Source organism: Rhizobium sp. 01N424 (assembly GCF_056399485.1).
This window is the reverse complement of sequence record NZ_JBFTRK010000002.1, coordinates 616,360-640,201: the sequence shown is the minus strand read 5'-3', so window position 1 is coordinate 640,201 and position 23,842 is coordinate 616,360. Positions and strand designations below refer to the sequence as shown.

Annotated in this window: 25 protein-coding genes and 1 tRNA gene; 22 read left to right on the top strand and 4 right to left on the bottom strand. The window is 60.8% G+C overall.

What is annotated here, in order from left to right; translation table 11 throughout:
- The first annotated feature begins 8 nt into the window (after window positions 1–8).
- From AC1DNK_RS08905 to AC1DNK_RS08895, 3 genes are all read left to right on the top strand, one after another.
- A complete protein-coding gene (locus AC1DNK_RS08905; protein WP_477940543.1) occupies window positions 9–431 on the top strand; it encodes a MerR family transcriptional regulator in 423 nt (140 codons plus the stop codon).
- 51 nt (window positions 432–482) lie between these two features.
- A complete protein-coding gene (locus AC1DNK_RS08900) occupies window positions 483–905 on the top strand; it encodes a pyridoxamine 5'-phosphate oxidase family protein (protein WP_477940541.1) in 423 nt (140 codons plus the stop codon).
- 188 nt (window positions 906–1,093) lie between these two features.
- Complete coding sequence (locus tag AC1DNK_RS08895) at window positions 1,094–3,178, top strand: putative bifunctional diguanylate cyclase/phosphodiesterase (RefSeq protein WP_477940540.1); 2,085 nt, start codon at window positions 1,094–1,096, stop codon at window positions 3,176–3,178.
- 2 nt (window positions 3,179–3,180) lie between these two features.
- Here the strand turns inward: AC1DNK_RS08895 and AC1DNK_RS08890 are convergent, their stop codons facing one another.
- Window positions 3,181–4,080: a LysR family transcriptional regulator gene (locus AC1DNK_RS08890; protein ID WP_477940539.1), complete on the bottom strand. Its 900-nt coding sequence runs from the start codon at window positions 4,078–4,080 to the stop codon at window positions 3,181–3,183.
- 145 nt (window positions 4,081–4,225) lie between these two features.
- Here AC1DNK_RS08890 and AC1DNK_RS08885 point away from each other — a divergent pair, with 145 nt between their 5' ends.
- The 12 genes from AC1DNK_RS08885 (at window position 4,226) to AC1DNK_RS08830 (ending at window position 15,243) form a co-directional block, all read left to right on the top strand.
- Entirely contained in the window at window positions 4,226–4,438 is a 213-nt protein-coding gene (locus tag AC1DNK_RS08885) for a hypothetical protein (protein ID WP_477940538.1), read from the top strand.
- A gap of 60 nt (window positions 4,439–4,498) precedes the next feature.
- Window positions 4,499–5,479 (top strand): formylglycine-generating enzyme family protein, encoded by a 981-nt coding sequence (locus AC1DNK_RS08880; protein ID WP_477940536.1) that lies wholly within the window; start codon window positions 4,499–4,501, stop codon window positions 5,477–5,479.
- A gap of 122 nt (window positions 5,480–5,601) precedes the next feature.
- On the top strand, window positions 5,602–7,455 hold the full coding sequence (locus AC1DNK_RS08875; RefSeq protein ID WP_477940535.1) for a sensor histidine kinase: 1,854 nt from the start codon (window positions 5,602–5,604) through the stop codon (window positions 7,453–7,455).
- 13 nt (window positions 7,456–7,468) lie between these two features.
- On the top strand, window positions 7,469–8,083 hold the full coding sequence (locus AC1DNK_RS08870) for a response regulator transcription factor (protein WP_112517994.1): 615 nt from the start codon (window positions 7,469–7,471) through the stop codon (window positions 8,081–8,083).
- A gap of 108 nt (window positions 8,084–8,191) precedes the next feature.
- Window positions 8,192–8,539, top strand: a complete 348-nt coding sequence (locus tag AC1DNK_RS08865) for a response regulator transcription factor (protein WP_477940532.1) — start codon at window positions 8,192–8,194, stop codon at window positions 8,537–8,539.
- A 249-nt stretch (window positions 8,540–8,788) separates the two neighbouring features.
- Window positions 8,789–9,223, top strand: coding sequence for a YidH family protein (locus AC1DNK_RS08860; RefSeq protein WP_477940531.1), 435 nt, complete (start codon window positions 8,789–8,791; stop codon window positions 9,221–9,223).
- A 21-nt stretch (window positions 9,224–9,244) separates the two neighbouring features.
- Window positions 9,245–10,114, top strand: a complete 870-nt coding sequence (locus AC1DNK_RS08855; RefSeq protein WP_477940529.1) for a Na+-dependent transporter — start codon at window positions 9,245–9,247, stop codon at window positions 10,112–10,114.
- Between the two features lie 45 nt (window positions 10,115–10,159).
- Window positions 10,160–10,540 (top strand): DUF1622 domain-containing protein, encoded by a 381-nt coding sequence (locus AC1DNK_RS08850; RefSeq protein ID WP_112517992.1) that lies wholly within the window; start codon window positions 10,160–10,162, stop codon window positions 10,538–10,540.
- Window positions 10,541–10,800: 260 nt separating this feature from the next.
- Complete coding sequence (locus AC1DNK_RS08845) at window positions 10,801–12,309, top strand: arylsulfatase (protein WP_112596443.1); 1,509 nt, start codon at window positions 10,801–10,803, stop codon at window positions 12,307–12,309.
- A gap of 182 nt (window positions 12,310–12,491) precedes the next feature.
- A complete protein-coding gene (locus AC1DNK_RS08840; protein ID WP_477940526.1) occupies window positions 12,492–13,619 on the top strand; it encodes a TDT family transporter in 1,128 nt (375 codons plus the stop codon).
- A 216-nt stretch (window positions 13,620–13,835) separates the two neighbouring features.
- Entirely contained in the window at window positions 13,836–15,035 is a 1,200-nt protein-coding gene (gene mnmA / locus AC1DNK_RS08835; protein ID WP_477940525.1) for a tRNA 2-thiouridine(34) synthase MnmA, read from the top strand.
- Between the two features lie 131 nt (window positions 15,036–15,166).
- Window positions 15,167–15,243: transfer RNA gene (locus AC1DNK_RS08830), tRNA-Met, on the top strand.
- Window positions 15,244–15,853: 610 nt separating this feature from the next.
- Here the strand turns inward: AC1DNK_RS08830 and AC1DNK_RS08825 are convergent.
- Window positions 15,854–17,425 carry a putative bifunctional diguanylate cyclase/phosphodiesterase gene (locus AC1DNK_RS08825; protein WP_477940523.1) on the bottom strand — a complete coding sequence of 524 codons (1,572 nt, stop codon included), beginning with the start codon at window positions 17,423–17,425 and terminating at the stop codon, window positions 15,854–15,856.
- A gap of 227 nt (window positions 17,426–17,652) precedes the next feature.
- On the opposite strand from AC1DNK_RS08825, the gene AC1DNK_RS08820 reads away from it, so the two are divergent.
- The 4 genes from AC1DNK_RS08820 (at window position 17,653) to AC1DNK_RS08805 (ending at window position 20,362) form a co-directional block, all read left to right on the top strand.
- Entirely contained in the window at window positions 17,653–17,895 is a 243-nt protein-coding gene (locus AC1DNK_RS08820) for a DUF6894 family protein (RefSeq protein ID WP_112385414.1), read from the top strand.
- Between the two features lie 74 nt (window positions 17,896–17,969).
- Window positions 17,970–18,314, top strand: coding sequence for a hypothetical protein (locus AC1DNK_RS08815; protein ID WP_112385413.1), 345 nt, complete (start codon window positions 17,970–17,972; stop codon window positions 18,312–18,314).
- A 114-nt stretch (window positions 18,315–18,428) separates the two neighbouring features.
- Window positions 18,429–19,922, top strand: coding sequence for a sensor histidine kinase (locus AC1DNK_RS08810; protein WP_477940521.1), 1,494 nt, complete (start codon window positions 18,429–18,431; stop codon window positions 19,920–19,922).
- Window positions 19,919–20,362: a response regulator gene (locus tag AC1DNK_RS08805; protein WP_112385412.1), complete on the top strand. Its 444-nt coding sequence runs from the start codon at window positions 19,919–19,921 to the stop codon at window positions 20,360–20,362. Before AC1DNK_RS08810 ends, AC1DNK_RS08805 begins: the two co-directional genes overlap by 4 nt.
- 258 nt (window positions 20,363–20,620) lie before the next feature.
- Here AC1DNK_RS08805 and AC1DNK_RS08800 read toward each other — a convergent pair whose 3' ends face one another.
- Window positions 20,621–21,178, bottom strand: coding sequence for a histidine phosphatase family protein (locus AC1DNK_RS08800; protein ID WP_477940519.1), 558 nt, complete (start codon window positions 21,176–21,178; stop codon window positions 20,621–20,623).
- 206 nt (window positions 21,179–21,384) lie between these two features.
- Here AC1DNK_RS08800 and AC1DNK_RS08795 point away from each other — a divergent pair, with 206 nt between their 5' ends.
- From AC1DNK_RS08795 to AC1DNK_RS08785, 3 genes are all read left to right on the top strand, one after another.
- A complete protein-coding gene (locus AC1DNK_RS08795) occupies window positions 21,385–21,594 on the top strand; it encodes a CbtB domain-containing protein (protein WP_027508197.1) in 210 nt (69 codons plus the stop codon).
- A 12-nt stretch (window positions 21,595–21,606) separates the two neighbouring features.
- The gene (locus AC1DNK_RS08790; RefSeq protein WP_477940516.1) at window positions 21,607–22,344 is read left to right on the top strand and encodes a CbtA family protein; all 738 of its coding nucleotides are present in this window, start codon (window positions 21,607–21,609) and stop codon (window positions 22,342–22,344) included.
- Between the two features lie 169 nt (window positions 22,345–22,513).
- Window positions 22,514–23,125, top strand: coding sequence for a hypothetical protein (locus AC1DNK_RS08785; protein ID WP_477940514.1), 612 nt, complete (start codon window positions 22,514–22,516; stop codon window positions 23,123–23,125).
- Here AC1DNK_RS08785 and AC1DNK_RS08780 read toward each other — a convergent pair.
- Complete coding sequence (locus tag AC1DNK_RS08780) at window positions 23,110–23,772, bottom strand: sulfite oxidase-like oxidoreductase (RefSeq protein WP_477940512.1); 663 nt, start codon at window positions 23,770–23,772, stop codon at window positions 23,110–23,112. The genes AC1DNK_RS08785 and AC1DNK_RS08780 overlap by 16 nt on opposite strands.
- Window positions 23,773–23,842 lie beyond the last annotated feature (70 nt).

The following is a 23,842-nucleotide window of genomic DNA, read 5'->3' as shown; positions in this document are numbered from 1 at the left end:
AGGCGATCATGAAAAAAATCACCATTGGAGATGCCGCGCGTCAGAGTGGCGTCAAGGTGCCGACGATCCGCTATTACGAAAGCATCGGATTGCTGGCTGCCCCAAGCCGTAGCGAGGGCAACCAGCGCTCGTATGAAGTGTCGGATATCCGGCGGCTGGCCATCGTGCGGCACGCGCGCGAGCTCGGTTTCGAGGTCGATGCCATCCGGGCGCTGCTGACGCTGCAGGACGATCCGCATCAATCCTGCGCATCCGCCGATGCCATCGCCAAGGCCCGTCTCATCGAGGTCGAGCAGCGTATCCGCAGCCTGACGGCGCTGAAGGCGGAGCTGGAGACCATGGTGGAGGGCTGCTGCCACGGGCGCGTCGATCAGTGCCGGGTCATCGAGATCCTGGCCGATCACGGCCAGTGCATGCACGATCATCATTGAACTTAAAACCGCCGTGGCCGTTTCTTCGACTGGACAATGGAGGAGCCAGTCATGACGAAGATGAGCCTTGCGGATATTTCCAAGAAGATGCGCGATATCGATGTCGCGATGCTATCGACCCATACCGACGGCGGCGCGATCGCCGGCCGGCCGATGAGCAACAACCAGGAGGTCGATTACGATGGCGACTCCTACTATTTCACATGGTCGGATTCGCGCATGGTCTCCGATATCGAGCGTAACCCGAAGGTCTCGCTGACATTCCAGGGGAAGCAGTTCTTCTCGATCGCCGTCGAGGGCAATGCCGAGGTCGTGCGCGACAAGAAGGCCTTTGAGGAACACTGGACCAAGGACCTCGACGACTGGTTCAAGGATGGTATCGACACCAAGGGCGTAGCGATGATCAAGGTCCATGCCGATCGCATCCATTACTGGAGTGGCGAAGAGGACGGCGAGGTCAAACTGAAGAACTAGGCCATGCGGCGCCGGTGGCAAAAGAATAGTCACCGGCGCGCTGACGGGAAGCACTTGCCGAGACTCTACAGAACGACGATGCCTAATCCGCGGGCTTTCGCCTAAAGTTTAGGCGCGCTATGATTCTGATTTTATTTAGCTTTTTCATTTATAAAGGCCGAGTTCCGTTTCAATGTCCGATAAGATTTATGGCCTCCACCACGACGAATCCAGATGATTTCCACGCCCCGAACGATGACTTCCGTTCGCTGTTCGAGACCCATCCGTCGCCGATGTGGGTCTACGATCCCGTCACCCTGCGGTTCCTGATCGTCAACGATGCGGCCCATGATCTCTACGGCTATTCCGCCGAGGCCTTCGCGCGGATGACGGTGCTCGATATCCGGCCCGCGACCGAGCGCGAGCGGATGGTCAGCGCCGTTCAGGGCCGGACCGATATCGAGCGGGCTGAGCGCTGGACGCATCTGAAGGCCAGCGGCGAGCCCTTCGAAGTGCTGACATACGGGCGCGAAGTGCGCTTCGACGGCGGCAATGCCATCCTTGCCATCGTTCAGGACCGAACCGAGGTCAACGCCGCCAGACGGCAGGTCACAGATGCCCGCTCACTGCTCGACAGCATCGTCGATAATCTGCCGGTCGGTGTCTTCGTCAAGGATATGGAAGACGACGGGCGCTATGTGCTGTTCAACCGCCAGAGCGCCACGATTGCCGAAATGCCCGGCCGCGAGATCGTCGGCAAGACCGATCGCGTGGTGTTTCGCGACAAGACCCGGTTTTTCCGCGAGCAGGACAAGCGGGTGCTGGAAGAAGACATCACGATCACCTTCGAGGAAGTCATTGCCAAGAAGGGTGGCGGCCACCGTCTGCTGAAGACGGTGAAGCGTGCGCTTCCAGCATCTGAGGGCCGTCAGCGCCGCTATCTTCTCGGCATCTCGCAGGACGTGACCGAGGAGCGCGCCTTCGAAGCGCGCCTTGCGCATCTTGCCATGCACGATGCCCTCACCGGGCTGCCGAACCGCGCGGCTTTTGCCGATCATATCGAGAGCCATGCCGCGGCAGCGACCGCGCAGACGCCGATCGCGCTGCTTTACCTCGATGTCGATCACTTCAAGCTGATCAATGACAGCAAGGGCCACGCGGCCGGCGATGCGCTGCTCTGCCAGGTGGCGCGGCGGCTGAAGATGCTGCTGGAGGAGGGGGATCTCGTGGCGCGCCTAGGCGGCGACGAGTTTGCGATCGTGCTGAAATCCGGCGATTGCGGCCGGACTGGGCGCTTTGCCGAGCAGCTGCTCGCCGTGCTCAGCGCGCCCTTCGATCTCGACGGCAGCAACGAGCATGTGACCTGCAGCATCGGCGTCGCCTTGGCGCCGGATCATGCCGGCGATGCCGACGTGCTGATGCGGCATGCCGATCTGGCGCTTTACGCCGCCAAGGAAAGCGGCCGGTCTACCTACCGCTTCTACGAAACGGAGATGCGCCTCGAAGTGGAGCGGCGCCATCAGCTCATCGCCGAATTGCGCGACGCCGTCGAGAAGGGGCAGTTCGAGCTTCACTACCAGCCGATCGTGCAGGCGGCGAGCGGCGAACTCGCCGGTTTCGAAGCACTGATCCGCTGGCATCACCCGAGCCGCGGGCTTGTGGCGCCGATGGAATTCATTCCGCTCGCAGAAGAAACCGGGCTGATCGTGCCGATCGGCGAATGGGTGCTGCGCGAAGCCTGCCGCGTTGCCGCCGGCTGGCCCGAACATCTGAAGATCGCCGTCAATCTTTCGGTCTGCCAGTTCCGCCACAACACGCTGCTCGCGACCGTCGTTTCGGCGCTCGGCGACAGCGGATTGCAGGCGCAGCGGCTGGAGATCGAAATCACCGAGTCCGTTTTCCTCGCCGATGTCGAACAGAGCCTGCCGCTGCTTCGAGCCCTGAAGGAGCTCGGCCTGCGCATCGCCATTGACGATTTCGGCACGGGCTATTCGTCTTTCAGCTATCTGAGGGCCTTTCCCTTCGACAAGATCAAGCTCGACCGCAGTTTCGTCGCCGGCATGGAGAGCGACCCCGGCAATCTGGCAATCATCCGCGCCGTTGCCGGCATCGGCTCGGGGTTCAATGCGGTAACGCTTGCCGAAGGGATAGAGACGGAAGAGCAGCTGCAGAGGCTACGGCGGGAAGGCTTTGCGGAAGTGCAGGGTTATCTGCTCGGCAAGCCGATGCCGCAGGCCGACGCCGAGCGGATGATCGAAGGCGATGTGCCGTTAAGGCGCGCCCGCTACCGTTGAGATCATCGCGTCGAAGGCGTCTTAGCTCTATCCAGGGCGATCTTCTCAAAAGCTTTCGCCGCGTTCGAGTTATAGCGATCAGGGTTGCGGATCAGGAAGTAGGGTCGTGGAAGGGGCGCTATAGTTGTCTGTACCGCGCGTCCCGACAGTATCGAGGTTTCGGCGGCACTTTTCGATATCAACGTGGCTCCTAATCCCTGCTCGACCGCGCCTACCACGGCCGAGTTGTCGGGTAGCTCCATCACCACGTCGATGGATGCTGCCGGTGTAGCGTGAAGTTCCAGAAGGCTCTTGAAGGCGAATCTGGTTCCGGAGCCCAACTCCCTCAGCACCCAGGACGTTTCACTCAGATTGTCGATAGGACGGGTTCTCGAGGCCCATGGATGATCCGGCGAGACGATCACTACCATTTCATCCTCGTCCAGCTGCATCGCCGCAACATCGGGGTCGTCGGTCGGCCATTCGATGAGTCCGATCTCCGCAACGCCCGCCTTCACGGCAGCGGTCACTTCACTGGTGTTGCCCATGCTCGTGCGGAGCTTGATGCCCGGATATTGCCGCCGGAAGGCCGCCAGGCGCTTGGGCAGCCAGTGTGAAACGATGGTGTTGCTTGCCATGATCGACAGGTCGCCAACTTGAAGGTTGCCGAGGTCGATGAGCGCGGCTTCAGCCGCCGCCGCACTTGCCAGCACCTTCAATGCTTCCGGCAGAAAGTTTCGCCCGGCCTGGTTCAGCACGATCGATCGTCCAACTCGATCGAAGAGCTCGATGTCGTAACGGGTCTCGAGGGCTTTTATGGCTGCGCTGACGGCCGATTGGCTGAGGTTGAGTTTCTCGGCGCCCCTGGTGATGTGCTCGACGGACGCTACCGCCGCGAAAATTCGAAGCTGATCAAGGGTCATGTCAATCCTTGTGCCGATGCGCAGAGGTAGGGTGCCTGCAGTCCGACTATCACGGTAGACAGGGATTTTCTAGCGATCGCCGCCGTCAGGCTGATCCTTCCAATGCGCGAAACGCCGGCAGCGGTACTACGAGCATCTGATCGCCATGAATAAAAAGTTCCACCGGGAGGGCAATCCCGAGATTGTCATCAAGCCGATTGACGACAATCTTGAGGACGAGAACCTGATGGAGATGGTCAACGCGGGACTGCTGCCATCGACGATCGTCGAAAGGCCGGGATCAATCGGCATCCTGCCGGAACCGGCATCGGCTGTCCGTATGGCAGTTGGCCTTGGGTCCAATAGAAGCGCACTTTGAAACGTGGCAGAGTCGGCACACGCAGGTATTCGAATTCACCGGCGAAGCGCGAGGCGAACCATGAATGTAAGGTCGGCAGATATCGTCCAGCCAGCACAGGAAGGCGCTCCCGCCGGCATGGTCTTCGTGCCCGGTTCGACCTACGTCATGGGTTCCGATAACCACTATCCCGAAGAGGCTCCAGCGCATCCGGTGACGGTCGATGGCTTTTGGCTCGACGAGGCTCCCGTCACCAACCGGCAGTTCCTGACTTTCGTCAATTCGACAGGGCACATTACATTTGCCGAGAAACGGCCACTCGCCGAAGATTATCCGGGCGCCGATCCGGCCAACCTCAGGGCGGGGTCGCTGGTCTTTACGCCGCCCGATCACCCGGTTCAGAGCCGGGACATCAGGCAATGGTGGGTGTTCACGTTCGGAGCAAACTGGCGCCATCCCCTCGGCCGCAAAAGCAGCATCGGCACGATTCTCGATCATCCGGTGGTTCATATCGCCTATAGCGACGCACTGGCATTCGCACGCTGGGCTGGCAAGGAGTTGCCGACGGAGGCGGAATGGGAACTGGCCGCGCGCGGCGGGCTCGACGGTGCGGAATTCGCCTGGGGCGATGAACTCGCGCCCGGTGGCGTTCACATGGCCAATACCTGGCAAGGCATGTTCCCCCACGAGAACCTCGAAGAGGACGGGTTCGCCCGGACGTCGCCGATCAAGACCTATCCCGCCAACGGCTACGGGATCTACGACATGATTGGAAATGTATGGGAATGGACGGTCGATTTCTGGACGACACAGCATCCACAGCCAGCCGCCAAGCCGTGCTGCATTCCCAGAAACCCGCGGGGCACGGATGCCGGCGGCAGCATCGATCCCCGTCAGGCAGAGCTGCATATTCCCCGACGCGTTCTCAAGGGCGGCTCTCATCTCTGCGCACCGAGCTACTGCCGCCGTTACAGGCCGGCCGCTCGCCACGCGCAGGAGATCGATACAACGACCAGCCATGTCGGCTTCCGTTGCGTGCGGCGGACGGGGCAGAACGGCTGAGATAGCAGGCACGCTTACGGCGATGTTTACGCTAACATTTACCGTAACGTACTTGTGGCCCCGGATGCTGATGCAATGGTCCTTGCATGGTGGGATCACTGGTCTTCGACGGCCCTCAAACGATGTTTGCAAGATTTCGTTCGCGGCAGGTTGCCGCGGCTATCCTGCTTTTCGGCTTCCATTTTACCGGCCCTTCCCTGGCTGAGCAGGCGCCGGCGCCCGTCAAGCGTATCCTCATCCTCTACGAGAACCAGGCTACACTTCCTGCCGTCGTCCAGGTTGCCGCCGGATTGCGGGAAAGTATGCTCGCCAACATGCCGATCGGCATCGAGGTCTATAGTGAGTATCTTGATACGGACCGGTTCCCCGACCCGGCAAACATCACTCGCATCGCGGACTATCTTGCAAGCAAATACGCAGCGACGAAGTTTGATGTGGTGATCGCCGGCGGGCCGGGCGCGCTGCAGTTCGCACTCGACCATCGCGCCACCATCGGCAACAATGCGCCCATCGTATTTGGTGCCGTCAGCGACGTGTCGCTCCGAACCCGGACGTTGCCTGTGGATGTGAAAGGCGTGGTCAGCCATTTCGACGTCCGCAAGACCATAGATCTTGCGCTGACACTTCAGCCCGATGCCAAGGAGATCGTCGTCATGACCGGCTCGTCCGGCTTCGACAAGAACTGGCAGGCGACGGCCAGGGAGACGCTGACCGACAGCTACAAAGGGGTACCCGTCAATTACCGAAGCGGTCTGACGATCGATGGCTTCAAGGCTACCGCTGGCAGTCTCCCCCGAGACGCCATCCTGATGGTCCTGAACATTTTCGAGGATGCCGATGGCCGCAAGTTCTATCCCCGCGATGCGACACAGGCGATAGCCTCGGTTTCCAAGGCTCCCGCATACAGCGTCTACAGCTCCCATTTCGGCGCGGGTGTTGTGGCGGGATATGTCGGGACATTCGAGGATATCGGTAAGGAAATGGGAGCGACCGCAGCCAGGCTCGTTGCCGGCGACATGTCCGGACCGCAAACACATCTTGTCAAGGACGGACCGCTGGTCGACTGGGAACGGATCAAGCACTGGGGGATCGATCCGAAGCTGATACCCGGCGATGCCCAGATCCTCAATTACGAGATGTCGCCCTGGGAAAAGTATCAGGTCGAAATCCTGACGATGCTCGCGGTGATCCTTCTCCAGGCTGCCACCATCGCCGCGCTCTTCCTCCAGCGGCGGCGCCAGCTTCGGCTTCAGGCAGAGCTCAATCTGGAACGGCTGGAGCTCGCATATCTTTCCCGGACCTCGCAGCTCGGCGAATTGTCGGGCGCGCTTGCTCATGAACTCAATCAACCCCTGACGTCGATCCTCTCCAATGCGGAGTCCGGTGCCCGTCTTCTGGAGAATGAGCCGATCGATATCGGCGAGCTTCGCGACATTCTGAACGACATCGTCTTGGACAACCGGCGCGCGGCAACCGTTATCACCCAGCTGCGACGGTTGATGATCAGGGGCGAAACGACCCTGGAGCGAATGGACTTGAACTACGCGGTGACGACCACGCTGGCACTGGCGCGCAGCGAACTGCTTGCGCGTCAAACCCAGGTCGACTTGCTGCAGGATATGCCGGATGTGCCGATTTGCGGGAACTTGCCGCAGCTTCAACAGGTTCTGCTCAACCTTTTTCTCAATGCCACGGACGCGATGGCGCATCTGCCGCCAGCGCAGCGTGAGATTGCAATTCAGACCAAGAAGCGCGATGATGGCACGTGCGAGTTGACCGTGACAGATCACGGTATAGGCATTGCCTCCGGCCGTCATGGCGAGATCTTCAAGCCTTTTGTCAGCACCAAGAAGTCGAGCCTCGGGCTCGGGCTGGCTATCTGCAGATCGATCGTACAGGCCCACGGGGGGACCCTGCAGTTCGATGAGAACTTCGAAAAGGGCGCGCGGGCGGTACTCGTCCTGCCGTCTGCATAGAGGGGAAAGCACGATGAGCGATACCGCAGCAGTGACCGTCTTTCTGATCGATGACGACGAAGCGGTCCTTAAGGCCCTGAAGCGTCTTTTGGGCGCGTTCGGGCATCACGTCGAGGCGCATACCAGCGCCGAAGCGTTTCTCAAGCAGCACGATCCAGAGGTCCCGGGATGCGCGATCGTCGATCTCGGCCTGCCCGGCATGGACGGGTTGGCGGTGCAGGAGCTTCTTCTGGCGGAAAGCGTGGAGCGGCCCATCATCTTCCTGACCGGGCAGGCGGATATCCCCGCCACGGTCCGGGCGATGAAGGCGGGCGCGATCGATTTCCTGACCAAGCCGGTGAATGCGGCGTCGCTGATGGCGGCCGTCGCCACGGCAATCGAGCGCGATGCCGGCGCGCGGCAAGCCGGGGAGGAGCGGCGGCAGATCGAACAGCGGATCGCCTCGCTGACCGCCCGCGAGCGCGAGGTCCTCACCTGTGTCGTTGCCGGGCGTTTGAACAAGCAGATTGCCGCAGAGCTCGGCACGGTCGAGAAGACGATCAAAGTTCATCGCGGCCGCATGATGGAAAAGATGGGCGTCCGCACGGTTGCCGATCTCGTGCGGATGTCGGCGGCAGCACACCATTGACGCGAAGTCTCTTCGGCCTGCGCGAGCTGATTGGTATTGGACTGAAGGCCAATTCCTGATAGCAGGCGCATGCTGTAAGACAGCGTCATGGAGAGCGCAAAACTCAGAGTGGCTATCGTGGACGACGACGAGGTCGTGCGCCGCGCCTTGCGCCGGATGATTGCCTCCCTGTCCTTCGATCCTGTCGAATTCTCGGCGGGCGAAACCTTCCTGACCGCTCTGCTGACGACGACGTTCTCCTGTGCGTTGATCGACATGCACATGCCCGGCCTGAACGGCATCGATATCGTCCTGCGGATGCGGCAGGACGGACATCTGGTTCCGGCGATCATCATTACCGGCGGCGATGTGCCGAAGATGCGCGAACGCTGTCTGAGAGCCGGGGCCGCAAATTACCTGGTAAAGCCCGTTGAGCGCGAGACGGTGTCGCGCGCGATCAGGCTGATATTGAACTGATCCGCTGCCAAGCGACTCTACCTCCTTGCTCCGGCAGACTTTCATGCCGCATTCACCCGTCCCGTCATCTCGCTGCTGCTATCGCAATTTCGGATTCTTCGCGAGCGCCGCCTGCACGCGCCATCCGGCGCTATTGGACCTAAGGCCAATTACGGCGGTCATTCGCGATGGTGTAGTTGATACCGTGCCAGTTCGCCGGTCACCGGCCAGCCGGCAGGCTCCAATCTGACGGTTGTCAGGGGATGGAAGATGAACGAGGCCGAGACCTCCACAGAGCTGTCATCGCGACGTACGGGCATGTCGTTCCAGCGCACGCGGATGAGCGCCGACCGGACGATGATGTCGGTCATCCGCACATCGCTTTCGCTGATCGGCTTCGGTTTCACGATCTTCCAGTTCTTCGCCAAGCTGAAGGCCGCCGGCACACTCGAAAGCGGCTCGCCCAAAAATTTCGGCCTGGCGCTGGTTGGGCTCGGGGTGGGCATGCTGATCGTCGGGATCGTCTATCATCTCCAGTTCATGTCCGGTTTGCGGGGCCTGAGGCACGACATGGTGGCCGATGGCCTCATCCACGGCGAGAGCCGCTTCCCTGTCTCGTTCACCATGATCATCGCCGTGCTTCTGCTGATGACCGGCGTGCTGGCGATTGCCGGCATGACCTTCGGAGCGGGACCGTTTGGCTGACCGTCGAAAGGAAACGCAAGCGTGACCCTTGCTCAGATCATCCCCCTCGTTCTGACGGCCAGCATCTTCCTCAACGTGCTGGCGCTCGGCCTCGCTGCCAATCTCGAAGATGCTACCTATCTGTTCCGGCGGCCATGGCTTCTGCTGCGCGCCGTCCTGTCGATGAACGTCCTGATGGTACTCATCGTCGTCGCTTGCGCTTCCATCTTCGATCTGACCTTTCCGGTGAAAGTCGTGCTGCTGGCACTGGCAGTCTCGCCGGTGCCGCCGCTTTTGCCGACCAAGGAACGCAAACATGGGGCGACCCGATCCTATGCCGTTGGCCTGCTGGTTTCGGCAGTGCTTCTCTCCCTTGTATTCATCCCCTGGTCGATCGAATGGATCGGGGAATATTTCGGCCGGGAGACGCATGTTTCGGCATCCGATATCGCGCCTGTGATCCTGATTTCGGCGATCGTCCCGCTGGCCCTTGGCATCCTCGTTCACCGGCTGATGCCGGATCTCGCCGAGAAATTTGTCCGCCCGGTGTCGCTGCTGTCGATGATCCTCCTGGTGCTCGGCGCCTTGCCCATCCTCTTCACGATGTCCGGCGCGATCTGGACGACGATTGTTAACGGTTCGCTGATCGCGCTCGCATGCTTCACGCTGATCGGGCTTGCTGTCGGGCACATCCTGGGCGGCCCCGATCCTGGTAATCGCACGGCACTTGCGCTCGCCACATGCAGCCGCCATCCGGGCATGGCGCTGACGATCGCCTCGCTGAATTTTCCGGATCAAAAGGCAGCGTTCATGGCCGTCGTCATCTTGCATCTGATCGTCGGAGCGCTGGCTTCCATCCCCTATCTGCGCTGGCGCATTAGCCGCGATCGGGTGGCATGGACGCCGCCGTGACATCGGTGGTGAACCGCGTGAAACGCTTTTCAGCAGGAGACGGCAATGGAAGAATGGCTTGTCTACCTCACCGAGCGCGCTGTCGTTCTCATCAATGGCGCTGCTCTTGTCGTCGTTGTCTACGGCACGCTTGAAGCTTTCGTTGCGGCGATCAGGATCATCGTGGCCGGGCGCCTGTCCGAGGAGGAACGCAGTCTGGTCTGGCTGACGTTCGGCCGCTGGCTGGTTGCCGGTCTCAGCTTCCAGCTCGCGGCTGACATCGTCGAAACGTCGATCTCGCCGAGCTGGGAGGAGATCGGGCGCTTCGCGGCAATCGCAGTTATCCGGACGTTCCTCAATTTCTTCATCAATCGGGATATGGGCGAGCTCCGCGAGCGGCGGAAGGAAACCGCGCGCGAGCGGCAGGCAGCCGCCGCCCCGGAATAACCGGAGGCCAGCGAGGCCGAATTTCCGGCGCCGGATCGAGACGTTCCGGCGGCAGATACCTGTTGCCGCATGATGGCTGCGACGGCAGCCCTTAGCCGATGTTTGTGCAGCCTTAGGTGGACCAAGGTCCAACTGGACGAGCACCGGTTCGCAGAGCAGTTTTCCCCCCGCAAGCACATTTCGGCGACGCCCTGCGCGCAGTCCAATCAAGAATTGGCACGGCACACCGACTGTACCTCATCGGAAAAAGGAACTCAGAAATGGCGACCAAGAAACCGAACGTTCTAATCATGTGGGGAGACGATATCGGACAGTCGAACCTCAGTTGCTACACCAGGGGCCTGATGGGCTACAAAACGCCCAATATCGACCGCCTTGCGAGCGAAGGCATGATCTTTACGGACTCCTATGCAGAGCAGAGTTGCACGGCGGGCCGTGCCTCCTTCATAACCGGCCAGTGCGGTCTGCGGACCGGCCTGACTAAGGTCGGCCTTCCCGGCGCTGAACTGGGCCTCAAGGCCGAGGACATCACCATTGCTCAAGCCCTCAAGCCGCTCGGCTACCGGACCGGGCAATTCGGCAAGAACCATCTGGGCGACCGCGACGAACATCTGCCGACGGTGCACGGCTTCGATGAGTTCTTTGGCAACCTCTACCACCTCAATGCCGAGGAGGAGCCCGAAGAAGTCGATTACCCGAACGCGAAGGACTTCCCCGAGTTCCGGAAGAAATATGGTCCCCGCGGCGTCCTGCATTGCTGGGCGGATGGAAAAGGCGGTCAGAAGATCGAGAATACCGGTCCGCTGACGAAAAAGCGCATGGAGACCTGTGATGACGAGTTCCTGGCGGCCGCCAAGAAATTCATCAAGGCTGCCCACGACGCCGGCGAGCCGTTCTTCGTCTGGTTCAACACGTCACACATGCATGCGTGGACGCATGTCAAACCGGAGAGCCGCGGGCAGTCCGGACGTTGGCAGTCGGAGTATCATGACGTGATGATCGATCACGACAAGTGCATCGGCGAGATGCTCGACTTCATCGACAAACTTGGAATTGCCGACAATACCTTCGTGCAGTACAGCACCGACAACGGTCCGCACATGAACACTTGGCCGGATGCGGGCATGACGCCGTTCCGGTCCGAAAAGAACACAAGCTGGGAAGGCGCCTATCGCGTTCCATGCATGGTTCGTTTCCCGGGCCATATCAAGGCCGGGTCGGTGTCGAACGGGATCATCAGCCACCAGGACTGGTTTCCGACAATTCTTGCCGTAGCCGGCGAGCCGGATATTAAGGAAAAGCTGAAGAAGGGCCACAAGGTCGGCAATACGACATTCAAGGTCCATCTCGACGGCCACAACCTGCTTCCCTATCTGACAGGCAAAGAGGCCGAGAGCCCGCGCAAGGGCTTCATCTACTTCACCGATGACGGCGACGTCGCGGCTCTCCGATACGACAACTGGAAAATGATGTTCATGGAACAGCGTGTCGAGACGACGCTCAAAATATGGCTGGAACCGTTCGTCGTGCTGCGCACGCCGTATATTTTCAATCTGCGGATGGATCCATACGAACGCGCGATACAGACCTCCAATACGTTCTACGATTGGATGTTCCGGCACATCTACCTGCTTGTGCCGGCCCAGGCAGGCGTGGCGGAATTCCTGTCATCGTTCAAAGAGTTTCCGCCCCGGCAGAAATCTGCGAGCTTCAGCCTGGATCAGGTGCTCGAAAAGATGACGGATGCATCGGCCAGCGGTGGGCATTGAAGCTCTGACGCCAGGCTGGATAGCGCTGGAGAGATGAAGAAAGAGTGCCTCGGCTAACTAGGCCGGGGCATTTGTTTTAGCATAGTTTCATCGATTGAATCGAACGGTTTGACAATTAAAATTCGTTGGAATCGATTAATTCAAGGGTCTATTGGTGACGCCGAAAGATGAGGCGAGCGGCGATGACCATTTTGATGAAAACCGGTGTGGGTGATGTTCCTAGCGAAGGGCTGCGGCTTGTCCGGCATTTCACGCCCAACTGGTTTGCAGCGACGATGGGCACCGGCATGTTCGCCGTCTGCCTGGCGCAGTTTCCATCGGCACCGGCGCTCTACAGCCTCGGCGAAACCCTGTGGGTGGCGAACATCCTGCTCTTCATTGCTCTTTCGCTGATCTACGCGGCGAAGTGGATCATCTATCCTGGCGATGCGCGCCGGATCTTCGATCATCCGGTGCTTTCGATGTTCTTTGGCTGCATTCCGATGGGCCTCGCCACCATCATCAATGGCTTCGTGATCTTCGGGCAGCCGCTGGTCGGGGATTTCGCGATCGATATCGCGCAATCGCTCTGGTGGTTCGATGCGGCGCTGGCGATCCTTGCCGGTCTTTCCATCCCGCTTGCCATGTTCACCCGGCAGGAGCACGCGATCCATCAGATGACGGCGGTCTGGCTGTTGCCTATCGTCGCCTCCGAGGTGACCGCCGGCAGCGGCGCGATGCTGATGGCGCACCTGCCGTCCGGTGCGCCGCAATTCACCATGCTCTTCGCGAGCTATGTCCTCTGGGCCTGCTCCGTGCCGCTGGCGCTCGGCATTCTGGTGATCCTCTTCCTGCGCATGGCGCTGCACAAATTGCCGCCTGCCAATATGAGCGCGACGAGCTTTCTGGCGCTCGGCCCGATCGGCACCGGTGCTTTCGGTCTGGCTCTCTTTGCCGCCAATAGCGCCAGCGTGCTGGAAGCAAAGGGGCTCGGCGAACTGGCGACGGCGATGGCTGGCGCTAGCCTGCTCGGCGCCGTTCTGCTCTGGGGTTACGGGCTCTGGTGGCTGGCGATCGCCATCGCGACGACGGTCAGCCATGCGCGCGATGGGCTGCCGTTCAATCTCGGCTGGTGGGCCTTCACCTTTCCGATCGGCGTCTATGCGGTCACCACGCTGCGGCTTGGCCAGCTGCTCGACTTTCCGCTGCTGACAAGTTTCGGCGGCGTGCTGGTGGTGGCGCTTGCGATGATCTGGCTGGTCGTGGTCGGCAAGACGCTCTCCGGCGCGCTGAAAGGTTTTCTCTTTGCCGATCCCTGCCTCGAGAACTGAATTTTGCGCGGCATAGGCCGTTCGCCCGTCGGGACGGCGGCCGAATTCCGGCTGTGGCGGCTGCCCCTTGCGTGGGCGGCCAATCCTTTCTATATCCAGCGGCACGGAAAGCCCGGCGGACGAGCCCGCCGGAGGCATTGAAACCGGCCGTATTTGCAGCGCAAAGTATGCCGGTCGCATCAATCGCGGAACTCGCGCAGAATTTGGCAGTCGGACGTGAATACACTGGATTTTGACAAGAAGCCGGAAGACACCCGTGTCGTCGTTGCCATGTCGGGCGGCGTCGACAGCTCGGTCGTGGCCGGGATTCTGAAACGCCAGGGCTATGACGTTCTCGGCATCACCCTGCAGCTTTACGATCACGGCGCTGCCGTTCACCGTGCCGGTTCTTGCTGCGCCGGTCAGGATATCGACGATGCGCGCCGGGTCTGCGAGACGCTCGGCATTCCGCATTACGTGCTCGATTATGAAAAGCGCTTCCGCGATACGGTGATCAACCCGTTCATGGAAAGCTATGTGGCCGGTGAAACGCCGATCCCCTGCGTGTCCTGCAACCAGACCGTCAAGTTCGCCGATTTGCTGGAAACTGCCAAGGAGCTCGGCGCCGATGCCTTGGCCACCGGCCATTACATCCGTTCGCGGCCCAACCCCGCAAGCGGCGCGCCGGGACGCCGGGCACTCTATCGCCCTGCCGATGCCGATCGCGACCAGAGCTATTTCCTGTTCGCGACGACGCAGGAGCAGATCGATTATCTGCGCTTTCCGCTGGGCGGCCTGCCGAAGTCGGAAACGCGCAAGCTCGCCGAAGAGATGGGCCTTGTCGTCGCCAAGAAGGCCGATAGCCAGGACATCTGTTTCGTGCCGCAGGGCAAGTATTCTGATGTCATCAACAAGCTGAAGCCGAATGCGGCGCTGGCGGGCGAGATCGTCCATCTCGACGGCCGCGTGCTCGGCCGTCATGAGGGTATCCTGCATTATACGATCGGCCAGCGCCGTGGCATCGGCGTCGCCACCGGCGACCCGCTCTATGTCGTCTATCTCGACGCGCGCTCGCGCCGCGTCATCGTCGGCCCCAAGGAAGCGCTGGAAACCCACCGCGTCTATCTGCGCGACGTCAACTGGCTGGGCGACGAACCGCTGCTGCAGGCTGCTGCCGGCGAAGGCTTCGCCTGCTATGCCAAGGTACGCTCCACCCGCGTGCCGGAACCGGCTATCCTGCGTGCCGACGCATCGGGCATCTATGTCGATCTGACCGTCGGTGAAGCCGGTATCGCGCCGGGCCAGGCCTGTGCGCTCTATTCGGCGCCGGGCGACGACGCCCGCGTTTTCGGCGGCGGCTTCATCGAACGCTCAGAACGCGAGCCCGCAGCGGAAGCCTCGCTGAAAGCACTTCTGAGCCAGCCGGTGGCTGCGTGAAATTGTTGGGAAAAGCCATGCTGCAGCGCTCCCTTTTTCTCCTTCACGTGCTTGACACAAAGCCGAGACGCTCTTAATAACCCGCTCATCCGACGGGCCGCCGCTTTGCGAAGGGCTTGTCCGGATGGTGTGGCTGGGTAGCTCAGTTGGTGAGAGCGCAGGATTCATAACCCTGAGGTCGGCGGTTCAATTCCGCCCCCCGCTACCATTTTTCATCACCGAATACGCATTCTAAGGTGAGGCTTGAGAAAGCCTCTGATCGCTTTTTTGCGATGAGACTTTTGGGCAGCTCTGCTTGCTTTGATTCTGGTCAGATGCGTTCTGTGCCGTCAGTGTCTTCATCCTGACATTTCCCAAGCGCTCGACGTTTTGACCAAAAATGCCCGCCGCAATGGTGTGCGACGGGCATAGGTTGATCCGAAGACCGATCTGTCAGGCTATCATCGGCAAATCCGTTCACGTCTTTGAATGAGATCACCGTGACGCCAATAGCGAACGGTCTCCGTATGGCAACGTGGACGGTAACGTCTGTCGTCGCGGTAATCGCGGCTATGGCGCAACGGACGATACTCCTGTCCGTGGGTTCTTGCCCACGTTTCCCTTTGCCGCTCCGTGGGAGCCGCCATGCTTGGCGACGGGATCGCCGAAATCGAGGTGATGGCGAGCAGGCAGGCCACTATTATTTTCTTCATGCTTCTTCCAACGTTCTGTTGACGAGACTGGAAAAACAACGCGGTCTACGCGGTTTGGTTCCTAAGAGCGTGGTGATTTGCATCGCTCACGTGATTCAGGCCCGTAGGCTTTCAGGATACCCCTGGCTATCCCGCAGCAGACAGCGTCTGCATCCGCTCGGCGATAAACGCGCTGGCCTGCTCGGCAGGCATCGCCTTGCCGAACAGGTAGCCCTGGCCGATATCGCAGCCGAGGCGAGTGAGGTAGCCGAGCTGGCTGTGTTCCTCGATGCCCTCGGCCGTCGTCTTGATGTTCAGGCTGTGGCCGAGGCCGAGCATGGCGCGGACGATCTTTTCCTGGCGTTCGTCGTCCTGGTAGGTGGCAACGAAGCTCTTGTCGATCTTGATCTTGTCGAAGCGGTACCGGGCAAGCTGGGCAAGACTGGAATAGCCGGTGCCGAAGTCGTCAAGGGCGATCTGGACGCCCGCCGCATGCAGTTCGTCGAGGATGACGGCGGCCACCGCCGGATCCTGGATCAGGGCGTTTTCGGTGATCTCGATCTCCAGCCGCTCCGGCGGCAGGCCAGAGGCGACCAACACCTTGAGGACGCGCGAGGCCAGCAATCTGTCTTCCATCTGCACCGGCGAGATGTTGAAGGAGAGCACGATCCGGTCATGCCAGGCCAGGGCATCGCCGCAGGCCTGAGTCAGCAGGTTTTCGAACAGCTCGGTGATCATCCCGGTCTCTTCGGCAATGCCGATGAAGACAGGCGGCGGGATGCTGGTGCCGCTATCGTCGGTCCAGCGGGCTAGCGCCTCGAAGCCGCAGATATCACCGGTCTTCAGGTCGATCAGCGGCTGGTAGAAGGGCCGGATGGCCTTCTGCTGGATGGCGGTGCGCAGCTTGGCTTCGAGGGCCGCGCGTTCGGCGACCTTGTCCTGCATCGAGGCTTCGAAGGCAAGGGCATGGTTGGGGCCGCGCGACTTCGCCTCGTACATGGCAAGATCGGCCCGGTGCGCGGCGTTTTCGAGCGGCTCGCTGCCCTCGATCCAGCGCTCGTAGCCGACACTGGCGCCCACCTCGACGGCAAAGCCGTCGATGCTGATTGGCCGGGTGACGGCCTGAATCAGGACGCGAGCGAAATGCCGCTCGCGCTCCTCGGTCATGCCGGCGCCGATGATGACGAATTCGTCGCCGCCGAAGCGGTAGACGCAATCGGCATTGCCGAGCGAACAGATGCGCCGGGCAACCTCGATCAACAGGATGTCGCCGCCCTTGTGGCCGACGAGATCGTTGACCTTCTTGAAGCCGTCGAGATCGACGGAAAACACGGTGACATTCAGCGCTTCCGTCTCCGCATGCTCGTGGTTCTTCGGCGTGGAGCGGGTGAGTTTCTTGCGCTCGAAGGCGTAGCGGTTTGGAAGCTTGGTCAGGTGATCGTGGGTGGCCGTCCAATCGGCCTTGAACTGGGCGGCGGCACGAAGCTCCATTTCCTGGCGGAGATCAGCTATACGCAGGATCGAATAGATGAAGCTCATCGCACCGGCGATGACGAAGGCGAGCACCAGCTTCTCGGCGCCGTAATCATCGAACATCTGTACAAAAGCCGACAGCCCGTCGCCGAATTGCAGCCAGGCGCCGAGTAGCCAAAGGACCGTTCCCAGCATCATGACCGATAAACATTGCCTTCCGGCACGGCTACGAAAGAACCCCGGCATCGTCATTCCTCACCCCATATAAGACATAGCAATATCATCGAAGTCTGAAATGTTCGTTGAAAACGGGTAGTGATTGTTTGCTGCAATCGCTGGGCTGCGGAACGACGCAAGGGATCGGTGGTCGCACGGAAACGACGGGCCTGGCCGGCTCCGCCCAAGTTTTTAGACGCGAATTGAAACCTTTAGCCTGTTTCCCGCTTTAAAGAGCAAAACCAGAGTGGGAAGCAATGTCCGCATTCTATTTCAAGACGCATGACAATGACGGCACTGTGCCAGCCGACCGGGCTTTCGAGTTTCCGGATCTGATCTCGGCCGTTGAACAGGCCAAGCGCGTGCTGGCGGAAATGGCGCTGGATGGGTTGCCGTCGGCGCCGGGCGAGCGGCTCAGCATTGAGGTGCAGAACGGTCAGCGCATGCCGATCGTCAATCTCGAACTGGAGCTGACGATCAGCTACCTGCGCCAATCGTGACGGTGGCCGGCGGAACCAAGCGATCGCTCCTGCCGTTTGGACATTGAAGTTGAAACGCTCAGGAGGATAGGTCCATGCAGGTCGTCGGCACTCAGGTCATTCCCAGCCATGGCGGAAAATCGGGATTCACTGTCGAATTCGTCAGTGATGGCGGCGAGGTCGTTTCCGTTCAGATGAAGGGAGCCGATGATCTCAACCGGCAAAACGCTATCGACAAGGCGAAAGCGCTGATGGGCGAATTTGCTTCGGCCGAGGCGCAGGAAGGCGGCGATATGCGCGTTCGCGAGAGTGCGCGCGTTTCCAAGGCAGAGCAGGAGCTGGAAGCGCAGCTTGACCGCGGCCTTGAGGATACGTTTCCGGCAAGCGATCCGGTTTCGGTGACCAGTCCGTCGATAGCGGGCGACGGCGTCAAACACTGACGCAAATCCCATTTATAGTCACGGTGGATATCATTGCCCTGCGGTCATCGGGTTGATCGCAGGGCGTTTTTCCGTCACTTGTATTTCAGAAAATCCTTTTCAGAGAAATCCCTGATGTCATCCAACACCTCCTTCGTTCGCTCGACGCTGATCATGCTCGGGCTCGGCGTTCTGCTTCTGGTGGGCATCGTCGGGACCTCGCTGTGGTTGACGAGAGAGAACCGGGTCTATTCCGATACCGTTGCCGAGATGCGCCGGATCCGCAGCGGCTCGGCCGATCTGCTTTCGGCGCTTCAGGATGCCGAAACCGGCCAGCGCGGCTTTCTGCTGACCGGCGAGCAGAGCTATCTCGATCCTTTCAATCTGGCCTTGAAAAATCTGCCGGAGCGGCGAAAGCGCCTTGCCGATGCCGTTGCCAACTACCCGGAATATGCCGGGAAACTGCCTGACCTCGACAAGGCGATCGACGGCAAGCTGGCGGAGGTCGAGAACACCGTGGCGCTCGCCCAGAGCGGAAGGCAGCAGGAAGCGCTTGCCATCGTCAGCAACGACAGCGGGCGCGTCTATATGGACGATGCCCGGCGCATTATGATCGGCTTCATTGGACTGACCGACGAGCATTTGCGGGTGATCGTTGCCGAGCAGCTCGAGGCCGCCAGCGATCTGCAATGGGTCACCGTCGGCGGTGCGCTGGCGATCGTGATTGTGCTTGGCGGCGCCATCCTCATTATCTTCCAGCACGTGCGCGATCTGTCGCGTGCGCGTGAGGAACTGGAAGCGCTGAACAGCGGCCTCGAGGAGCGCGTCAACGAGCGCACAGAGGATCTGATGCAGGCGAACCAGGAGATCCAGCGCTTCGCCTATATCGTCACCCACGACCTGCGCGCGCCGCTGGTCAATATCATGGGCTTCCTCAGCGAACTGGAGGCGAGCCTCATTGCAGTGACGGCCTATGTGATGGCCGACGAGAAGAAGCCGAGCGAAAGCGAGATCAAGGAAGCGCGGCTGGCGGTGGAGGAAGACCTTCCGGAGGCGATGAGCTTCATCCGTTCGTCGACGCGGAAGATGGATTCGCTGATCAACGCCATCCTCAAGATTTCCCGCGACGGGCGCCGCAAACTGGTTCCAGAGAGGGTCGACCTCAAGGCCGCGATGGAGACTGCGGCTGCGAGCGTTCACCACCAGGTGGTTGCTGCCGACGGGACGATGGAGATGGACATTCGCGTTCCGGCGCTCATCACCGACCGCTTCTCGCTGGATCAGATCGTCGGCAACCTTTTCGACAATGCGGTCAAATACCGCTATCCTGGCCGCCCGGTGAAGATTGCGGTCCGGGCAATGCCTGCCGGCAAGGGCCGCATCAAGATCGATGTCGAGGATAATGGCCGCGGTATTGCAAAGAACGACCGCGAGCGCGTTTTTGAGCTGTTCCGCCGCGCCGGCGAGCAAGACCAGCCGGGCGAGGGGATCGGCCTCGCATATGTGCGTTCGTTAACACGAAATTTGGGCGGCGACATTACTGTCGAGTCGATTGAGGGTACCGGCAGCACGTTCACACTGCTCCTGCCTTCGGATCTCACCACCATCGTAAAGGGTACAGAGTCATGAAAGCCACGGGCCAGGAAGTCACGATCGTGATGATCGAAGACGATGAGGGGCATGCCCGCCTTATCGAGAAGAACGTGCGCCGGGCCGGCGTGAACAACGAGATCGTTCCCTTCACCAATGGCAAGAGCGCTCTCGATTTCATCCTTGGTGCCGATCGCAGCGGTGAGGTCAGCAGGGACCGCTATCTGCTGGTGCTGCTCGATCTCAATCTGCCTGACACCTCGGGCATCGACATTCTCGAACAGATCAAGGGCAACGAGCACACCAAGCGCATGCCGGTGGTGATCCTGACGACGACCGATGACGAGCGCGAAATTCAGCGTTGCTACGATCTCGGCGCCAATGTCTACATCACCAAGCCCGTCGATTACGAAGGCTTTGCACACGCGATCCGCCAGCTCGGCCTGTTCTTCGCGGTCATCCAGATTCCGCAGCAATAACGCGAAAAGGCGAGCAGTTTGACTGCTCGCCCTTCTTTCAGCTCACCAGCATCGGGATGCTGATGACAAAGCCTATGAGAACAACGGCGGTAACGATCTTCAAAAGACGCACGCGCCGTGTACGCTCCCCACTCCAATCATACGTCATGGCTGGTCTCCCCGGGGCAAGGACTTAGCGCCCGGCAAGCCGGGTTCAATAGGTATCGCGCAACTTGCTTGCGTAAGGCTTATCTAAATTTCGCGTTGGGAATTGTAGCTTTAGCGGCCGAAGCGCAGCGCCCAGCTGCGGCCGTCATGGCTCATGCGCAGGATGGCAAGCGGTTCGATATCCGTCAGCCAGAACGAGGCGAGCGGCGCGTTCAGCACATGGAGAACGGCTGTCCGGATCACCGCAGCATTGGCGATTGCGATCACGTGCCCGTCGAGGCTCTGCTGTTCCTCCATCCAGCCGGTGACGCGAGACTGAACTTTCGCGAGACTTTCGCCGCCATGTGGCGCCGATTGCGGATCCGTCATCCATTGAACCAGGGCGTCGGGTTCCTTTGCCTGCAGATCGGCAAGCGAGCGTCCCTTCCAGCGGCCGTAGTCTGGATCGGCGAGCCTTGGGTCGCCTGTGGCGGCAAGGCTCAGGATTTCCGCCGTCTGCAACGCTGCCAGGGCAGGGCTGCTTGCGCTACGATCGGCGTGCCGAAGCCTCTCCGTCAACGCTGCTGTTTGCACAACGGCGCTCTGTTCCAGTGGCTCGTTCAGAGGGAAGCGGCCTTCGCGGTTGGCGCTGGTCGGGCCGTGGCAGATCCAGGTCAGCCGGGTATGCACAGGTGAGCCTCCGGCTTGCCGTGGATGGCAAATGAAGTTTCGTTGACAGTTCTCAGCCTAGAGATATAACGGGCATGTTGCGGGTTTGGAAGCCGGTGGAAATCCGGCGCGGTCGCGCCACTGTGACCAGGATGCGAAAGCAGGCTGGAAGTCAGACCTTGCCGCCAACGCTCTTTCGACTGAACGCGTCATTCCAGGAGGAATACATGTCTGACACCACCTTTGCGCCTGTTGCAGCACCGGCGCCAATCCCGGTAGGCGAAATCCTGCCATGGGCGATCTTCGGCGGCCTGCTGATGATCATCGCCATCTATTTTGTCGGCACGGAAGAGGGCGCCATGGCGCTGTTCTCCGGCGGCTACGTCCACGAATTCGTGCATGACGGCCGCCACCTTCTCGGCTTCCCCTGCCACTAAAGGACAACAGACATGGTTGGAAATCTTCTACTCCGTGGGATGATCGCGGGGGCGATTGCTGGCATCCTGGTGTTTGCCTTCGCCCATACATTCGGTGAACCGCTGGTCGATCAGGCGATCGCCTTCGAGGAAGCCGCAGCCACGGCTGCCGGCGAAGCCGCCGAACCCGAAATCGTCAGCCGCGCCACTCAGGCCGGCATCGGCCTCTTCACCGGCGTGATGGCTTACGGCATCGCCGTGGGCGGCCTCTTTGCTCTTGCCTTCGCCTTCGTGCATGGCCGCTTCAGCAAGCTCAGCGCCCGCGGCACCGCTGCCGTCATCGCGCTGGCAGCCTTCGTCGCCATCATCCTCGTTCCCGGCATCAAGTACCCGGCCAATCCGCCGGCTGTCGGCAATCCGGACACGATTGGCGTTCGCACCGAGCTGTTCTTCCTGATGATCGTCGTCTCGGTTGGGGCGCTGGTTGCCGCCGTGGCATTTGCCCGCAATCTGGCTGCCCGCTTCGGCATCTGGAACGGTTCGATCATCGCCGGTATCGCCTATATCGTCTTTATCGGCGCCGTGCAGTATCTGCTGCCGCCGATCAACGAGGTGCCGGAAAATTATTCGGCAGCGGTGCTCTGGAGCTTCCGCACAACATCGCTCGGCATGCATGTGATCCTGTGGTCGGTGATTGCGGTGGTCTTCGGCATCCTGGCCGAGAAGCGGCTGGAAGCACGGTCCCCGGTTGGCCGTCCGGCGTTTCGGTGAGAGGTTGGTGAGGGAGGTGTTCCGCACTCTCCCTCATTCCTGTGCTCGTCACAGGAATCCAGCCACCGCGCGTCGGCGCGGTGAATGACTCTAGTTTCCCGCGTCCATGGACATGGACGCACTGGGTTCCTGTGACAAGCACAGGAATGAGGGATTGGTAAGGGCTGCGATGAAACGGCTGCTTCTTCGTTCGGCGATGTCTGTAGCTGCGCTCGCACTGCTGGCCGGCGGCGCCGTGGCCCATAGCCGCACCGCGTCGGAAAACCACAGCGGCATCCCCGTTCCCGAAATCTCTCATGGTGAAATGGCCGTCATGGCCGGCTATCGCGACCGGATCATCGCGCTGGCGTCCACCGCCACCGATACCAACGAGCCGTTCCGCCGTGTGCTGAACTATGCGCAGATCCAGTATTCCTACTGTCTCTGGGGCCGGATGCCGGGAAGCGTCACCGACGAGGAGAGCCCGTTCAACGAATGCGCTCACGCCTATCTGGCGGCGACGAAGGCGGTGCTGCTTTCCCTCCGCGAGATGCCGCGCGAGGCTGGAGAGGCTGACGCGATCATCTCGGATGCCGATGCCGACATGGTGCGCCGGGGTCTGTCGCTGATCACCTGCCGGTTCAGCGGCGAGGCTTTCAATACTGCCGATGTCATCAAGCCGCGCTGGAGCGAAATTCCGCTGCACACGGCAAGCATGGCATCGCTGACCGGTTTCTTCGCGGTGATCATTGGCGTCTTGTTCGCCGGCCGCAGGCTGCTGCGAGTTCAGTCTTCGGTGTAGCGCTGCTCGCGCCAGGGGTCGCCGAGCATGTGATAGCCGTTCATTTCCCAGAAGCCCGCCCTGTCTGACGGCATCAGGTCGATGCGGCGCAGCCATTTGGCGCTCTTCCAGAAATAGAGATGCGGCACGACCAGCCGCATCGGGCCGCCGTGATCAACCGTCAGCGGCTGCCCCTCCCAGGCGGTCGCCAGGATCGCGTCTTCGGCGGCGAAATCCGCCAGCGGCAGATTGGTGGTGTAGCCGTCATAGCTCGTCAGCATGACGTAACCGGCTTCGGCCTTCGGCATGGCCGCATCCAGCAGATCGCGGGTCGAAACGCCTTCCCAGCGGTTGTCGTAGCGCGACCAGGTCGTCACGCAATGGATGTCGCTGACATGGGTGCTCTGCTGCATCGACTGGAAATCAGGCCATGTCAGCGCGAGCGGTGTCTCTACGAGACCGCGCAGCTCGAGCTTCCAATCATCCAGCGATATCGCCGGCTGCTCGCCGAGATCGAGCACGGGCCAGTTCTTCACCAGATGCTGGCCGGGCGGCAAACGCTCGGTATCCGGCCGGGCAATTCGCCCTGTCAGGAACTTGCCTTCCGCTGCCCAGCGGCGCTTGGACGTGGTGAGCTTGCTGTCAACAGGCGCCTGTTCGTCGGTCATCGCGGTCTCCCATCACAGTCGGCCGATAGGACAATTCCGGGCCCGGAGTGTCAAGGGCAGGGTGATCGCC

Coding starts and splice junctions, on each gene's coding strand:
- AC1DNK_RS08790 (WP_477940516.1), top strand. CDS start 21,607: ATGGTTGGAAATCTTCTACTCCGTGGGATGATCGCGGGGGCGATTGCT.
- AC1DNK_RS08895 (WP_477940540.1), top strand. CDS start 1,094: ATGGCCTCCACCACGACGAATCCAGATGATTTCCACGCCCCGAACGAT.
- AC1DNK_RS08880 (WP_477940536.1), top strand. CDS start 4,499: ATGAATGTAAGGTCGGCAGATATCGTCCAGCCAGCACAGGAAGGCGCT.
- AC1DNK_RS08860 (WP_477940531.1), top strand. CDS start 8,789: ATGAACGAGGCCGAGACCTCCACAGAGCTGTCATCGCGACGTACGGGC.
- AC1DNK_RS08820 (WP_112385414.1), top strand. CDS start 17,653: ATGTCCGCATTCTATTTCAAGACGCATGACAATGACGGCACTGTGCCA.
- AC1DNK_RS08900 (WP_477940541.1), top strand. CDS start 483: ATGACGAAGATGAGCCTTGCGGATATTTCCAAGAAGATGCGCGATATC.
- AC1DNK_RS08850 (WP_112517992.1), top strand. CDS start 10,160: ATGGAAGAATGGCTTGTCTACCTCACCGAGCGCGCTGTCGTTCTCATC.
- AC1DNK_RS08815 (WP_112385413.1), top strand. CDS start 17,970: ATGCAGGTCGTCGGCACTCAGGTCATTCCCAGCCATGGCGGAAAATCG.
- AC1DNK_RS08845 (WP_112596443.1), top strand. CDS start 10,801: ATGGCGACCAAGAAACCGAACGTTCTAATCATGTGGGGAGACGATATC.
- AC1DNK_RS08885 (WP_477940538.1), top strand. CDS start 4,226: ATGAATAAAAAGTTCCACCGGGAGGGCAATCCCGAGATTGTCATCAAG.
- AC1DNK_RS08825 (WP_477940523.1), bottom strand. CDS start 17,425: ATGCCGGGGTTCTTTCGTAGCCGTGCCGGAAGGCAATGTTTATCGGTC.
- AC1DNK_RS08840 (WP_477940526.1), top strand. CDS start 12,492: ATGACCATTTTGATGAAAACCGGTGTGGGTGATGTTCCTAGCGAAGGG.
- AC1DNK_RS08810 (WP_477940521.1), top strand. CDS start 18,429: ATGTCATCCAACACCTCCTTCGTTCGCTCGACGCTGATCATGCTCGGG.
- AC1DNK_RS08870 (WP_112517994.1), top strand. CDS start 7,469: ATGAGCGATACCGCAGCAGTGACCGTCTTTCTGATCGATGACGACGAA.
- AC1DNK_RS08805 (WP_112385412.1), top strand. CDS start 19,919: ATGAAAGCCACGGGCCAGGAAGTCACGATCGTGATGATCGAAGACGAT.
- AC1DNK_RS08905 (WP_477940543.1), top strand. CDS start 9: ATGAAAAAAATCACCATTGGAGATGCCGCGCGTCAGAGTGGCGTCAAG.
- AC1DNK_RS08890 (WP_477940539.1), bottom strand. CDS start 4,080: ATGACCCTTGATCAGCTTCGAATTTTCGCGGCGGTAGCGTCCGTCGAG.
- AC1DNK_RS08785 (WP_477940514.1), top strand. CDS start 22,514: ATGAAACGGCTGCTTCTTCGTTCGGCGATGTCTGTAGCTGCGCTCGCA.
- AC1DNK_RS08795 (WP_027508197.1), top strand. CDS start 21,385: ATGTCTGACACCACCTTTGCGCCTGTTGCAGCACCGGCGCCAATCCCG.
- AC1DNK_RS08780 (WP_477940512.1), bottom strand. CDS start 23,772: ATGACCGACGAACAGGCGCCTGTTGACAGCAAGCTCACCACGTCCAAG.
- AC1DNK_RS08875 (WP_477940535.1), top strand. CDS start 5,602: ATGTTTGCAAGATTTCGTTCGCGGCAGGTTGCCGCGGCTATCCTGCTT.